This is a genomic window from Streptomyces sp. NPDC001914, from assembly GCF_042891215.1.
Taxonomy (GTDB): domain Bacteria; phylum Actinomycetota; class Actinomycetes; order Streptomycetales; family Streptomycetaceae; genus Streptomyces.
This window is the reverse complement of sequence record NZ_JBIASW010000014.1, coordinates 134,667-146,575: the sequence shown is the minus strand read 5'-3', so window position 1 is coordinate 146,575 and position 11,909 is coordinate 134,667. Positions and strand designations below refer to the sequence as shown.

At 69.2% G+C, this 11,909-nt stretch carries 13 protein-coding genes and 3 pseudogenes; 9 read left to right on the top strand and 7 right to left on the bottom strand.

From position 1 onward, the window contains the following. Nucleotides 1-49 precede the first annotated feature (49 nt). Nucleotides 50-484: a VOC family protein gene (locus ACFYYF_RS31905; RefSeq protein WP_388780950.1), complete on the bottom strand. Its 435-nt coding sequence runs from the start codon at nt 482-484 to the stop codon at nt 50-52. Nucleotides 485-691: 207 nt separating this feature from the next. Here ACFYYF_RS31905 and ACFYYF_RS31900 point away from each other — a divergent pair, with 207 nt between their 5' ends. Next, on the top strand, nt 692-1,462 hold the full coding sequence (locus tag ACFYYF_RS31900) for a polysaccharide deacetylase family protein (protein ID WP_388781003.1): 771 nt from the start codon (nt 692-694) through the stop codon (nt 1,460-1,462). A 167-nt stretch (nt 1,463-1,629) separates the two neighbouring features. Here the strand turns inward: ACFYYF_RS31900 and ACFYYF_RS31895 are convergent, their stop codons facing one another. Then, nucleotides 1,630-1,836: a hypothetical protein gene (locus ACFYYF_RS31895; protein ID WP_388780949.1), complete on the bottom strand. Its 207-nt coding sequence runs from the start codon at nt 1,834-1,836 to the stop codon at nt 1,630-1,632. A gap of 432 nt (nt 1,837-2,268) precedes the next feature. Further along, nucleotides 2,269-2,439, bottom strand: coding sequence for a hypothetical protein (locus tag ACFYYF_RS31890; protein WP_388780948.1), 171 nt, complete (start codon nt 2,437-2,439; stop codon nt 2,269-2,271). A 211-nt stretch (nt 2,440-2,650) separates the two neighbouring features. Between ACFYYF_RS31890 and ACFYYF_RS31885 the strand changes: the two genes are divergently transcribed. Next, complete coding sequence (locus tag ACFYYF_RS31885) at nt 2,651-2,965, top strand: hypothetical protein (RefSeq protein WP_388780947.1); 315 nt, start codon at nt 2,651-2,653, stop codon at nt 2,963-2,965. 973 nt (nt 2,966-3,938) lie between these two features. On the opposite strand, the gene ACFYYF_RS31880 is transcribed toward ACFYYF_RS31885, so the two are convergent. From ACFYYF_RS31880 to ACFYYF_RS31870, 3 genes are all read right to left on the bottom strand, one after another. Beyond that, a complete protein-coding gene (locus ACFYYF_RS31880) occupies nt 3,939-4,799 on the bottom strand; it encodes a DUF4394 domain-containing protein (RefSeq protein ID WP_388780946.1) in 861 nt (286 codons plus the stop codon). Nucleotides 4,800-5,252: 453 nt separating this feature from the next. After that, on the bottom strand, nt 5,253-5,402 hold the full coding sequence (locus ACFYYF_RS31875) for a hypothetical protein (RefSeq protein WP_388780945.1): 150 nt from the start codon (nt 5,400-5,402) through the stop codon (nt 5,253-5,255). An 82-nt stretch (nt 5,403-5,484) separates the two neighbouring features. After that, nucleotides 5,485-5,913 carry an ATP-binding protein gene (locus ACFYYF_RS31870; protein WP_388780944.1) on the bottom strand — a complete coding sequence of 143 codons (429 nt, stop codon included), beginning with the start codon at nt 5,911-5,913 and terminating at the stop codon, nt 5,485-5,487. Nucleotides 5,914-6,428: 515 nt separating this feature from the next. On the opposite strand from ACFYYF_RS31870, the gene ACFYYF_RS31865 reads away from it, so the two are divergent. From ACFYYF_RS31865 to ACFYYF_RS31840, 6 genes and pseudogenes are all read left to right on the top strand, one after another. Then, nucleotides 6,429-6,800 carry a DUF6153 family protein gene (locus tag ACFYYF_RS31865; RefSeq protein ID WP_388780943.1) on the top strand — a complete coding sequence of 124 codons (372 nt, stop codon included), beginning with the start codon at nt 6,429-6,431 and terminating at the stop codon, nt 6,798-6,800. Nucleotides 6,801-7,028: 228 nt separating this feature from the next. Then, nucleotides 7,029-7,570, top strand: a pseudogene (locus tag ACFYYF_RS31860) (DUF305 domain-containing protein). Between the two features lie 64 nt (nt 7,571-7,634). Then, nucleotides 7,635-7,960, top strand: a pseudogene (locus ACFYYF_RS31855) ((2Fe-2S) ferredoxin domain-containing protein); the annotation flags it as partial. A 367-nt stretch (nt 7,961-8,327) separates the two neighbouring features. Further along, the gene (locus tag ACFYYF_RS31850) at nt 8,328-8,822 is read left to right on the top strand and encodes a hypothetical protein (RefSeq protein ID WP_388780942.1); all 495 of its coding nucleotides are present in this window, start codon (nt 8,328-8,330) and stop codon (nt 8,820-8,822) included. A 111-nt stretch (nt 8,823-8,933) separates the two neighbouring features. Then, nucleotides 8,934-9,809 carry a class I SAM-dependent methyltransferase gene (locus tag ACFYYF_RS31845; protein WP_388780941.1) on the top strand — a complete coding sequence of 292 codons (876 nt, stop codon included), beginning with the start codon at nt 8,934-8,936 and terminating at the stop codon, nt 9,807-9,809. Nucleotides 9,810-10,282: 473 nt separating this feature from the next. Next, nucleotides 10,283-10,663: a sigma factor-like helix-turn-helix DNA-binding protein gene (locus ACFYYF_RS31840; RefSeq protein ID WP_388780940.1), complete on the top strand. Its 381-nt coding sequence runs from the start codon at nt 10,283-10,285 to the stop codon at nt 10,661-10,663. Nucleotides 10,664-10,991: 328 nt separating this feature from the next. Here ACFYYF_RS31840 and ACFYYF_RS31835 read toward each other — a convergent pair whose 3' ends face one another. Further along, a complete protein-coding gene (locus ACFYYF_RS31835) occupies nt 10,992-11,294 on the bottom strand; it encodes a putative quinol monooxygenase (protein ID WP_388780939.1) in 303 nt (100 codons plus the stop codon). A gap of 366 nt (nt 11,295-11,660) precedes the next feature. Between ACFYYF_RS31835 and ACFYYF_RS31830 the strand changes: the two are divergent. After that, nucleotides 11,661-11,858 (top strand): annotated as a pseudogene (locus ACFYYF_RS31830) (SCO5918 family protein); the annotation flags it as partial. Between the last annotated feature and the right edge of the window lie 51 nt (nt 11,859-11,909).

Here is an 11,909-nt window from a genome sequence, read left to right as displayed (position 1 = left end):
GCTCGTCCCGCACGGGAGACCGGTGTGCCCGGCCCGGCGGCCCCTCCTGTCAGTCGAGATCGAACTCGTTGCCCTCGATGTCCCGCATCCCGATGCAGGACTCGTTCTCGTCGTCGGCGACCAGCGTCCGCACGTGGGTCGCGCCGAGGGCGACCAGTCGCTTGCATTCGGCCTCCAGTACGGCCAGACGCTCCTCACCCACGAGACCGGTGCCGACGCGCACGTCGAGGTGCACCCGGTTCTTGACTACCTTGCTTTCGGGTACGCGCTGGAAGTAGAGGCGCGGACCGACACCCGAGGGGTCGGTGCAGACGAACCACGAACCCTGATCCTCGGGGGGCCGTGAACGCTCGTACTCCTCCCATGTGTCGAACCCCTTCGGTGGTGACGGCACGACGTAGCCCAAGACCTCGCACCAGAAACGGGCGACGCGCTCAGGGTGCTCACAGTCGAAGGTGACCTGGAACTGCTTGACAGTTGACATCGGTCCACCGTAACAGAGTGACACCATGCGTGAACTCTCCGTAGCAGTCGGCGCGTTGACGCCACGCCAGGTCGTTCTCGCGGGCTGTGTCCGCGTTTCCTCGCGGAATTGTCCGTGATCCGTAACAGACGCATCCCCCGGCCGCCCTCGCTCGTCCTGCCAGTTGGTCGGAGGGCGACCGAGGAACTGCGGGAGAACGGGGCGGACATGGCACGGCACGGCAGCAAGCGGGGCTGGTACGCGAAGGTGGGCGCGGCGGCAGTCGGGGTGACGGTGCTGGCCGCCGGTGCCTCGGTATGGACCGCGCAGGCCGGCGCCGTACCCGACGCGTCGCCCCGCCCGGCCGCGTCGGCCGGGCAGTCCGCCGTCAAGCCGGTCGCGGTGACCATCGCGCATTCCTCGGACAAGGGGACGAGCGGCGTCAACATCACCATCGACGACGGCCCCGACCCCGTATGGACCCCTCAAGTGCTCGACGTCCTGCGCGAGTACGGAGTGAAGGCCACCTTCTGCATGGTGGGGACCCAGGCGAAGGCCCACCCGGATCTCGTGAAGAAGGTGGTCGCGGCCGGACACCGGCTGTGCGACCACTCGGTGTCGCACGACACCACCATGGACACCAAGTCCGAGGCGTACCAGTCACAGCAGATACTCGACGCCGAACGCATGATCACCGAGGCGTCCGGGGGCGTACGACCGATGTACTACCGGGCGCCCGGCGGTGCCTTCACCCCCTACAGCCGCAAGCTGGCCGCCTCGCGCGGCATGCGGCCGCTGGGCTGGAACGTCGACTCGAAGGACTTCGAACGGCCCGGCACGGACGCCGTCGTCGCCACGGTCGAGCAGGAGCTGCCGAACGGGCCGACGCTCCTCTTCCACGACGCGGGCGGCGACCGCTCCCAGACGGTCGAGGCCCTGCGCCTGCTCCTCCCCCGCCTCAAGGAGCAGGGTCGTACCTTCGGCTTCCCGGTGCGCTGAGCAGCGGCCCGCGGTGTGTCCCCGGGGCTGATGCCCGGACCCGATCGGGGGCAGGGAGCGCCGGTCGGGCCGGACATCGGACAGGCTCGGACACGTCGACCGCCCGGAAGCCGTGGGCTTCCGGGCGGTCGAGCTGTGTCAGGGGCGGGTCGGCCCCGTACGGCGGATCAGCGCTGCGGTGCCCCGGGGGGAAGTGCCAGGCCGGCGGGCGCGGCGGGCCAGGTGCGCTCCGCCGCGGCGGGAGCGGAAGCCTCGAGAGGCGGCATCACCCGCTGCAGGTCCCTGCGAATCCGCTCGGCCTCACCTCGGACCTGCGCGGGAACGTCACCGCGCTCCGCGACGAGCTGGCGGTAGATCGGGGCTTCCTGGAACACGGACAACGCGTCCTTCCTGTCGGGGCCTCGCGCCGGACACGGAGGCGGTTGCCGAGTGTACGGGCCTCACGGGCCCCCGATTTCCACACGGGACGCCGACGGCCCCACCGCACGCCCGCCGAGCCGCGATCGGGCCTCGACGAGACCGTTCCTCCTGTCCCCCGCCGACCCCAACGGGGCGCACGGAAGCGGCTTTTCGGCCTCCGTCACATTCCCGTACCACTGAGAATGTGCGGCTGGCCACACCGACGACAGGGAGGGCACTTGGCGCCGGATACGAAGACCCTGCGGTCCTTTCTGGTGCCGGCGCAGGAGTCGACCGGGCAGAGCCTCACTGTCATGAACGGGATCGCGGCGCGCGGAAATCGCGAGGCTCACGCTCGTCCGGGTGCCGGACCGGTGGGCCGCAACCGCCGGTTGCGGCCCACCGGCTCAGCCGTTGCCGTTGTTGTCCGCGACCGCGGCGGTGCCCGCCACGGTGGCGGAGGCGACAGTGCGCTGCTGGACCGTCTGCGCGCCGGCCTCGGAGGAGGCCGTGAGTCCCACCAGGAGCGTGCCGAGGGCGAGGGCGGCGGTGGCGGCGGCGACAGGGGCGAAGCGCATGAGTGAACTCCTCTGGGAAGGAAGACCTTTTCGACGCCGCTGATATTTCCGCTCCGCGCTCCCCGTCCGTTCCCCTCTGGGCACCCCCCCGATCCCCACCTCATGAGCCGCCCGCCGTGCGGGACTCACCGAGCGTTCTCCGGCACGTTCACCAGGGAGAACACAGGCCGCCCGCCACCGAGCGGGGGCCGTGTGGCTGCCCCGCACACGGATGCACGCCGCTCTCAAGCGCGCCGCCCGCCGACGTGGCATCGAGGCGGAAGCCGACCGCATCCGCGACGTCTTCTTCCGTACCGAGTGGGCTCACCAGCCGCCGCTGGTCGAGGACGCACTCGGCAAGCAGATGCTCGCCCTGCTCATCCAACTGGAAGCCGCCTGCACTGCCACCGACGACCCTGCCGAGGCAATGGAAGTGGCGTTCCCTCCGCACCCGGACGCCGACCTCCTGCTGAGCTTCCCCGGGCTCGGCGTACAACTCGCGGCCCGGGCCCTCGCCGCCGCTGGCCCGGGCCCCGCTTGGTCGTAGGCCTCACCGAACAGCTCGAAGGAGACCGCTGAGATCGGCACCCCGGCCCCGACGGCCATCACGCTCGCGACGGCCTTTTGCGGGACACACAAACACTCCGCATCGTCGCTCGCAGAGTGGCCTCTTCTGAGCCCCGTGACGCCGTCGCCGAGCTCCACCGCCCGGGCGAGTGCGCCCGACCCTCGCCTTCCCACGCTCGTCCTGAAGACGACAGCGGCGAGAGGTCGGCCGCGAGACCTCGGGCTGGAGTCGCCATGGGGCGAGTGATCATGGCCCCGTAGGCTCATGGCTGGCCGTACTGGTACCGCCTCGCCGACGCCGCCGGCACTGGGCGGCTGCCCAGCCTGGACCCAGGAACCTGGCTCGCATCCGTGCCGTCGGCCGGCCCGTCGCCCCTGCACGGCCCTGCTTGGCCGGCGGATACTGGGCGCCCGGGGCGTATGCGGGTAAATGTGGTGGACGCGGAGTCGGACACGGTGCGGCCCCATCCTTGGCTCTGCGTCTGACGAGGCTGTGTCAACCGTGCCGAAGGACTCTCCCCGTCACGGCCCAGGCATAGAGATCTACGGCCGCATACGACATCTCGTGGCCGACGCCTGCGGCCTGCCCCGGAGCGTCGGGACCGTCCCCCAGGTCCACGACGCCCAGGCGGCGAAGGAAGTCCTTTTCCGGCTGCGCCCGATGTAGCCCTGGTTCACCGCCATCTGGGCCACCCGTCCCGCCGGAGGCAACCTGGGGATCTGGTCCGAACGTCATCTGAACCTCACTGCCTGGATTGCTGCCAGCCAGAAGGGAACCTCCGGGCTGCCCCGCTGCACCTGCTGCCGGTCGTCGCGTCTAGCCGACAACCGGGCCCATGAACGCCGGCCGTCACCGAGTACCTGCGGTGCCGACGCCGGAACCGACTGCTGTCGCCGGCGGCACGGCCTGCGAGAGATTGCTCTCGCAGGCCGCTTTCTCACCGTTGCGTCCGTTACGGCTGCTTTTGGTTGATCGGCAGAGCCAGGTCGGTCACCCGGTACTTCTCCGGGAAGGAACCCTTGTCCGTCGCCTTACCGGTCAACAGGTTCACCCCGTAAAGACGGTGGGCACCGGCCGTGCTGATGGCCGCGAAGCCGTGGTTCATGCCTCTGGCCGGGTCGTAGTAGATGTCGAATCCGGCGTCGGGGGCCGCATCGACACCGAGGTTCCCGGTGGGTGCCAGAGTGCCTGCGTTGGCCGGGGACTGCAGTGAGATACGGTCGGCCATCGTGTCGAGGTCGAACAGGGTCGTCGCCGTCGCGGCGTTGAGGTCGTTGTTGGTGTAGGCGACGCCGGTCACTCCCCGCGCGGTGGACGGCGGCATGGTCGGGTTGGTGAGCGTGCCGTCGACGGTCGTGGTCAGCGGGCCGGCGGGGTCGTCGATGTTGTGCCGTAGATTCTGCCCGGTGTCGGAGACGACCCGCAGCCGGTTCGCGGCCGGGTTGAAGTCGACACCGAACGCGGTACCCGAAAGCTGCACCGTCAGCTGGGAGACCTTCCGGGCTTTCGCGCGGGCGTTCAGGGTGTAGATGCCGCCCCTGTCGCCGACGCCGTACAGCTTTCCGTTCTGCACACGGAAGTCGATACCCACCAGCCTGCTGTCCCCGGTCAGCCCGGAGATTTTGCCCAGCGACCAGGCCTTGGCGGGCCTGTCGACATCGAACTCGACCAGCCGCCGGTCACTCGTCAGACCGATCGCGGTCAGCTCGCCGCTTCTGGCCGCGGCCGGGACACTGGCTGCCACTGCGAGCGCAGGAGCCGCACACGAGGCCGCCAGGACGGCAGCGGATACCGCCATCACGCGTTTACGCATGTTCTCTTCCCTTTCCCGATGCCCCGAACAAGATCGCCCGGAGCTCTGAAGGGAATCCGCCGCCCTGTCAGACACGGATGGGCGCTCACCCCGCAGGCCACCCGTACGGCCCACACGCATCACCCCTACGCCCCGCACACACCGGCCGGACGAAGCGAGTGCCGCCACCCCTTGAACGTGCGTCGCCGCACCTCGATGAGACCGCACACGCCAGGTAGGACACGTGCTTGCACAGGACGGCCGCGTCGAGCAGGCCATCGCCCGCCTTCGCCGCGGCCGCCTGGCAAGCGGGCCGCAACCGACCCGGCCGAACCGCCTCCTGGTCCCGGGACGACCGCACCGGGTCTTCCACTCCGCCCGCACGAACAGGCTGAGGTGCTCGCGGGCGCGGTGGTGCACGGCGACTCCAGGACGGGACCCACACTGTGGACCGTCGGCGGTGGCCGGGTTCCGTCAGCCGGCGGGCTCCTCCGGCACCGTGGTGTACCGGTGCCGTACCCACAGCGGCAGCGCGACCCAGCACGCGAGGTACCAGGCCACCACCGTGCCCACCAGCCAGGGCACGAAGCCGTCGTGCGTGGCCACCCGGAGGATCAGGAACACGGCGGACGTGAACGTGGCGACCAGCCCACCGCCTGCGCCTTGATGCCGCGGCCGGCCATAATCGCCACACCCCGCTCAGTAGTCATCTTGCGTTGCCCTCTTCACGCGGTTCACGGGCGTCGAGTGATAGAGCGACCCAGACAGTTTTGCCGTCGGGAGCTGGGGTGACTCCCCAGGCGGTGGCGAGTCGGTCGATGATGTGCAGTCCGTGGCCGTGCGGGGTGTCCGGGCGCCAGGGCCGGGGCACCGGCCGGGTGGTGGCCCGGTCGGTGACAGCAACAGTGAGCCGGCCGCCGTCAAGGTCGAAATCGATACCGAGGCGCGTGGCGCCCGGTGTATGCAGATGAGCGTTGGCCAACAGCTCGCACGCCACCAGGAGCACGTCGTCCCTGCATCTGTCATGTCCATCATCCGCGAGGTGTATCGCATCAAGTACATGACGGATGCAGGACATGCCGGGCTCCAGCGCATTGCGGCTGTCGGCAGTGAGATCGAAGTCCCAGTGATCCATAACGTGCACATCTCTGCTTCTCCACTGGCGTCACAAACGGATGCCAGACGTGGGCACGCGCTTCGTTTTCCGCGTAGCCGATGCGGAGACTTTCGTTTCTGTTGAGCCGCTGATGGAGGGCGGGCTGATCGTTCTTGGCGGCTGGCTCTGACGCCTGCTCGTCCTCAGTTCGGCGTGACGGGCCGCAACGGCCGTACTGCACGCTCACGTCGCGGGCGGATGGGGCGGACAGCAGTTGTTCGCCGTCTCGGAAGACGGTTGATCGGGGCGGGATAGATCTTCACGACGCGTCGGTTCGGCTCCAGTGATCACCTCCGCGGCAGCGCACAGGTATGCGGAAGCCGCCGAGTGACGCGCCGGCGACCTGGAGGAACGGCACAGGCACCAGGTGGAGAACGACGATGTGGGATGAGGCACTCGGCGGAGTGTTCGACTGCCGAGGTGGAGGAAGCCCCACACGATGAGCCCATGATCTCGCGCGCTCGCACGGACTCCCTTGGGAGTTCTGCGCGCTGATGTGGCTGGTCCTTGCCGTGGTGGCGGGTGTGCTGGGCATGCATGCGCTGTCACCCGCCGGTATGCCGGCTGCGGGTCGACACGACGTCATGATGGCGGCGGAGTCCCCTGGGCATCGCCCCGAGCCCGATCACCTCGCCGGTGCGGACTGCCGGCATCTGTCCGACGCGGGCGACGGCGGCATGGTCATGGACCACACCGGCGGGACATGCGCGGCGGGCGGTACGTCCACCGCTTACGTTCCGCCTGCTCTGACGCCCGGCGTGGCTGCCCGTGCCGAATCCGCGGCGGCCGTCGGCGGCCCGGCCCCTGGGCCGGTCGACGGTCGCGCACCACCCGATCTTTCCGAGTTGCAGCTCCTGCGGGTCTAGAGGCCCCCGTACGGCACCCTCCTGACGGGGTGACGCGCTACGGCCTGCACGCATCCGTTTCTCCCGCGCCTGGGCGCGGGCTCTCCAAGGAGATGTACCCCTCATGGACCTCGCCGTTCCCTCCTCCGCCGAACCGCGATCCTGACCGCCATCGGCACCGCAGCGGTGGTACCGGCCGCCTGCAGCAGCAGCGATTCCTCCTCGCCGTCGAGCCACACGGGGCGCAACATGGGAGGTGCGGTGCCCACCTCCAGCCCCTCAGGCGCTGCTTCTGCCGCGCAGGGCAACCACAACACGCAGGACGTGTCGTTCGCCCACGGGATGATCCCGCACCACCGGCAAGCCGTGGCCATGGCCGACCTGGCCGCCACACGAGCGAAGTCCCAGCAGGTGAAGGACCTGGCCGCGAAGATCAAGCAGGCACAGGACCCGGAGATCAACACTATGTCCGGCTGGCTGAAGGCCTGGGACGCGAAGGTTCCGAACGCAGACATGCACGCCATGGAGAGCATGCCGGGCATGGACCACTCCGGCCCGTCGATGCCCGGCATGACGTCGAACGACGACATGAACAAGCTGAAAGGCCTCTCCGGTGACGCCTTCGACAAGGCGTTCCTTCAGTGATGATCAGCCACCACGACAGTGCGATCGCGATGGCGAAGACCGAGCGGGCCAAGGGCGCCTACGGTCCCGCCGTGACGATGGCGAAATCGATCGTCACCTCGCAGTCCTCCGAGATCACCGGCATGGACAAGAGGCTCGGCAAGTAGCCCAACCCTCAGCCTTGCCGGGCTCGGGGCGGTCGCCGGACGGCCGCCCCGAGCCCGCAGGCCGATCCACCGAACCCGCACGGTGACCGTATGCCGGGGCCGCTGCCGCGGGACGGCCGAGGTGCCGGCCGTCGACCACCGTGCTCGGCTCGCCTCCCTGAAATCCGCCCTGGGATCAGTCGCCCAGGTCAGAGCGATGAACTGCCTCGACGCCTGTGACCAGGCCAAACGTCATCGTCGTCCAGCCGTCCTCGACGGGCCGGGCGCGGGCGGACGGCCCGTCCGGCTCGGACTGGTCAACGACCCGGACACCACGGCGGAGCCCCTCCGCCGGACATCCTCGACCTGTACGCGTTCAGCCCTTCCCGGCGCGTACGGCGAGACCTGGAGGACCGAGTCCTCAGCCATGGGCGTCGAGGACGTCGGCCCTGTCGTGGTGGCCAGCGAGCAGCCCCTGACGACGGCAGTGATCGCACCCGCCGGTTCTGAACGGAATATCCCGCGAACGGACGGCAAATGCCGCCCCAACATGGCGAATTGAAAAGGACATCTCTCCCTCATCGGCCTGAAAACAGACCATCTGCTCACCTAGGCTTGTACCGGACCGATCCCGGTGGCCGGTAAAGGCCGTCGGGTCGGGGCCTGCGAGGGAGGTGTCGGGCGGGTGGTGAGCTCGGGCGTTGCGGCGTCGAGTCGGAGCGGATCGGGCACAAGCCCCGACCCGGTGCCATGCCGGCTCCGCGGTGGAGTGCTCGCGGTGCCGACCCTGCTGCCCGGTTCGTTCGCGCACGCGGGCAGTGGCGTGATCCCCCATCCCGCCGTGTCCGTGCCGCTCGCCGCCCTGACCGCAGTGGTCGGTGTCGCCCTGGCGGGTGACGGGCTGCGTCCGCTGCGAGTGATCGGCGTCCTCGACTGCTCACTGCTCGCGACGCGGGTCCTGCTCGTTCTGACCGACCACCGCGATCTCCACTTCGGCCCGTCCACAGCCTTCGTGATCGTCGGACAGGCGGCGGCGGTGGTCGCGATCGCTCTGCCACTGGCGCACGCGGACACGCCGCTCGTTCGCCTTGGCGCGGCACTCACGGCGGTGCTGCCGATCCGGTGGCTGGTCTCCGCGTCGGCGCCCGTCCCCGGACCGGTCGCCGCGTTGCCCGTGGGGCCGCCCGGCACCATGCGGTGCCCGGCGGCACTTCTGGTCCGGGCCTGTCCGCACCGCGGCCCGCCGCGCACTTCCAGGACTCCCTCTCTGTAACTCCGTCACGGAGCCTCGCGCCCGCACGGAGCTTCATCGCGCCTGCCCTCGTCGGGAGGAAGGCGGCGGGCGCGCGCACCGGACGACTGATGTGATCAAGGAAGTGTGTGGATGCAGACGAACCATTCGGACGGTCCCGCCGGGCGGGCTCGGAGCGTACTCGGCCGCTGCAAGCAGGTCGCGAGGCAGACACGGGAGACGGGACTGAGGGTCCTTGCCGGCCTGGGGATGAGCCAGTCCGAATCGAAGATCTCAGCCGAATCGCAGCAGTACTGGGCCCAGCCGGGCGGACAGTCCTGGGAGAGCGACTCTCACTGGCGCGCCGCGCCCGAGTTCGACAGCACCGACCTGTGGTCGCGGATCGGAAGGAAGCACCTGGCGCTGTTCGACAAGGGCGCGCGCATGGTGGAGTTCGACCGCCCGTTGGACCGGGTGGTCGAGTGGGGCTGCGGCGGCGGCGCCAACGCGGTGCACTTCGCACCGCGCGCGAAGGAGTTCGTCGGGATCGACATCTCGGCGCAGACCCTGGAGGAGTGCGCGAAGCAGGTCGCAGCGGTCTGCGACACCACGTTCCGGCCCGTACGGATCGACGTCGCGGAACCCGATGAGGCGCTGCGGCAGATCAACGGCCCGTGCGACGTCTTCCTGTGCTTCTATGTGTTCGAACTGCTGCCCACGCCCGAGTACGGCGAGCTGGTGCTGCGCATCGCGCATTCGTTGCTGGCCCCCGGCGGGCTGGCGCTCATCCAGGTCAAGTACAACGACGGCCGGTGGCTGACCAAGCCCCGTCGCCGGTTCCGCAGTTCCGCGCTCGCGGACCTGACCACCTATCCCATCCCGGTGTTCTGGACGCTGGCCGAAGGGTGCGGCTTCACGCCGGAGATGATCCACCTGGTCCCGAAGAACGAGCTCGACGAGCGCTACGCCTACTTCCTGCTGCGCAAGGGGGAGACCGAGGGCCAGGAGTCTTCGAACCACCCCCGGTGATCGCGCGGTGGTCCACGAGCAGGACCTCGACGGTCCACACCCCGGGTATCGCCCGGTCACCGGGTGCGGTGGGGACGCACGCGAGAACGGTGGCCCCGCAGGAGAGGACGGGAACTTCCTCAGAGGTGTCCGTGAAGAGCGTGGGCCAGGTGGTGGTGGTGGCTGTGGCGCCGGCCGCCCCGCACCTGCTCGGCGTCGGCCAGGTGGGGATGGCCGGCGTCCAGGTCGCTGTGCTCGTGCTCGGGTGCATTCGGTAGTGGGCCAGGTCTGAAGCAGCCGGTTGGCGCGCTGTTGACGGCAGCCGGGAGGAGGACAGGTACCCAGCCGCTTCACGGCGCCTTTGTGCTCCGCCGACAGAGCGCGAAGGCACCCCGGAACTCGCCCTCAGCCTGGTGAAGTTGCCCTCCCACGGCATCGTTGCGGACGCGGTGAGAAGGGGGCGGCGATGCGACGTCGGGCACGTCCTGGGGGAGGTGCAGGGCAAGGGCGGGCCGTTCGCATTCCGGCAGGCGGATCGGCATCCTTTGGACGGCTTCGCGGTCGGCGACGACGCACAGGACCACAGCGTGAACCTCGCCGTCGCCCCTCACCAAGGCCCGTGGACAGCGCCCTCGAACCCGCAACGGACTGACGAAATCCGTCACGAGCTGTCAAAGCTCCCGGCGGCTCAGCGGCGCGTGCTCAGCCTCGCCTACTACGACGACCTAACGCAAACCCAGATCGCCCAGGTCACCGGTTTGCCGCTGGGAACGGTCAAGAGCCACACCCGTCGCGGGCTGTACGGCTTGAACCGTTGCCTCGAAGAGGTTGGCGAGAACAGCCCGCGTGCGCGGCCCCTCCAGGCGGACGGCTGATCGTCAGGCCAACCCGACGATCAGCTACGCCAGAACGCCTGGGCCGCCGTCATCTCCGTCGGCGCTCGAGTGCCTGCCGCCTCAACGGCGTTGCTTGCACGGAACGCCCGGGGATCGATCACCTTCCCCATTCCTGGACAGATGCTTCGTAAAGGATGGAGACGAGCGACGAAGTTATCGGCGCAGGACACCAGTGAGGATGTAGCGGTCGGTTTTGTGGGCTTATCGGGGCCTGTACTTGGCGGCCGGGAATGTCTGAGCAGCAGGCTGATGAACGTGCGACAGAACTCGCTGCGTCATCTCTCGTGTCCTGCTGATCCGTCCGGGGTCATGTCGGGAGCTTGGATGCCAGTACGTCGACGTTCTCGATCACGGGCGACACGGTGAACAACTCTGTTGCCCGCTCCCCGAGTGCCGCGCCAACGCCTCCGGCAAGGTGCGCCTGTCGACCCGCGTCGTCGGGAAACACGTCGAAGATGCCGAACGTGGACCTGTCGAACTGGACGGCGAACCAGGCGCGGGTGTCGGGCTCCTGGTCGACGATCGCCTGCGCGTCTTTCAGGAACTGAGCCACTTCTGCTTCCTTACCCGGTTTCGCCTCTACCCGGACCAACAGCCCGACACGCACCATGGGTTTCCTCCTTCGATCAGTGCCTTCACGCCAACTCCTCCGCGAATATCGCAGCGTGTGTGGCAGTTCGATGTTCGGGACACGCCGGTCGGGGCACACTCTTCACGAGTGGGTCTCTGACCGTCGGACCAGGGCGGCGCAGCGTCTCGGCCCGTTCGGCGAGCGCGTTCCCCACGGGCAGGCGCAGCACCTCCGGGCCGGCCGCCGGACTGGCCCCGAGAACGGCGAGGGCGTGCCGGTGGTCATGTCGCCACTGTGGCAGCCGGGTGCGCCGACCCGCCGCGCGCCGGGCGGCAGGTATACCGTCCGGGGGCGGATGCTGCTCGGATGGGTCAGCCAATGCCGAAGCATCAAGCAGGAGCGGGCTCCGGCGCATCCGTGACCCTCGGCCGCCGCCACTACCCCGTCAAGCAAGTCGGCCGGGGCATCACCCGGCAGGACCGCCGTGATTTCATCGCCGCCGAAGTCCTCCGCGCGATGACGCAGCTCGGCTTCACCCGCCGCGCCCTCCCCGGTACGCGCCCCGAGCCCGTTTCCGCGACGCTCGGCACTCCCGTGTCCGTCCGACCGAGGCAAACAGGCACGAAACCGACACCTGAACAGCCGTGTGGGCCC

Excerpts from the sequence above, each read along its gene's own strand:
- ACFYYF_RS31905 (WP_388780950.1), bottom strand. The coding sequence starts at position 484 with ATGTCAACTGTCAAGCAGTTCCAGGTCACCTTCGACTGTGAGCACCCT.
- ACFYYF_RS31900 (WP_388781003.1), top strand. The coding sequence starts at position 692 with ATGGCACGGCACGGCAGCAAGCGGGGCTGGTACGCGAAGGTGGGCGCG.
- ACFYYF_RS31890 (WP_388780948.1), bottom strand. The coding sequence starts at position 2,439 with ATGCGCTTCGCCCCTGTCGCCGCCGCCACCGCCGCCCTCGCCCTCGGC.
- ACFYYF_RS31885 (WP_388780947.1), top strand. The coding sequence starts at position 2,651 with ATGCACGCCGCTCTCAAGCGCGCCGCCCGCCGACGTGGCATCGAGGCG.
- ACFYYF_RS31880 (WP_388780946.1), bottom strand. The coding sequence starts at position 4,799 with ATGCGTAAACGCGTGATGGCGGTATCCGCTGCCGTCCTGGCGGCCTCG.
- ACFYYF_RS31870 (WP_388780944.1), bottom strand. The coding sequence starts at position 5,913 with ATGGATCACTGGGACTTCGATCTCACTGCCGACAGCCGCAATGCGCTG.
- ACFYYF_RS31865 (WP_388780943.1), top strand. The coding sequence starts at position 6,429 with ATGTGGCTGGTCCTTGCCGTGGTGGCGGGTGTGCTGGGCATGCATGCG.
- ACFYYF_RS31845 (WP_388780941.1), top strand. The coding sequence starts at position 8,934 with ATGCAGACGAACCATTCGGACGGTCCCGCCGGGCGGGCTCGGAGCGTA.
- ACFYYF_RS31835 (WP_388780939.1), bottom strand. The coding sequence starts at position 11,294 with ATGGTGCGTGTCGGGCTGTTGGTCCGGGTAGAGGCGAAACCGGGTAAG.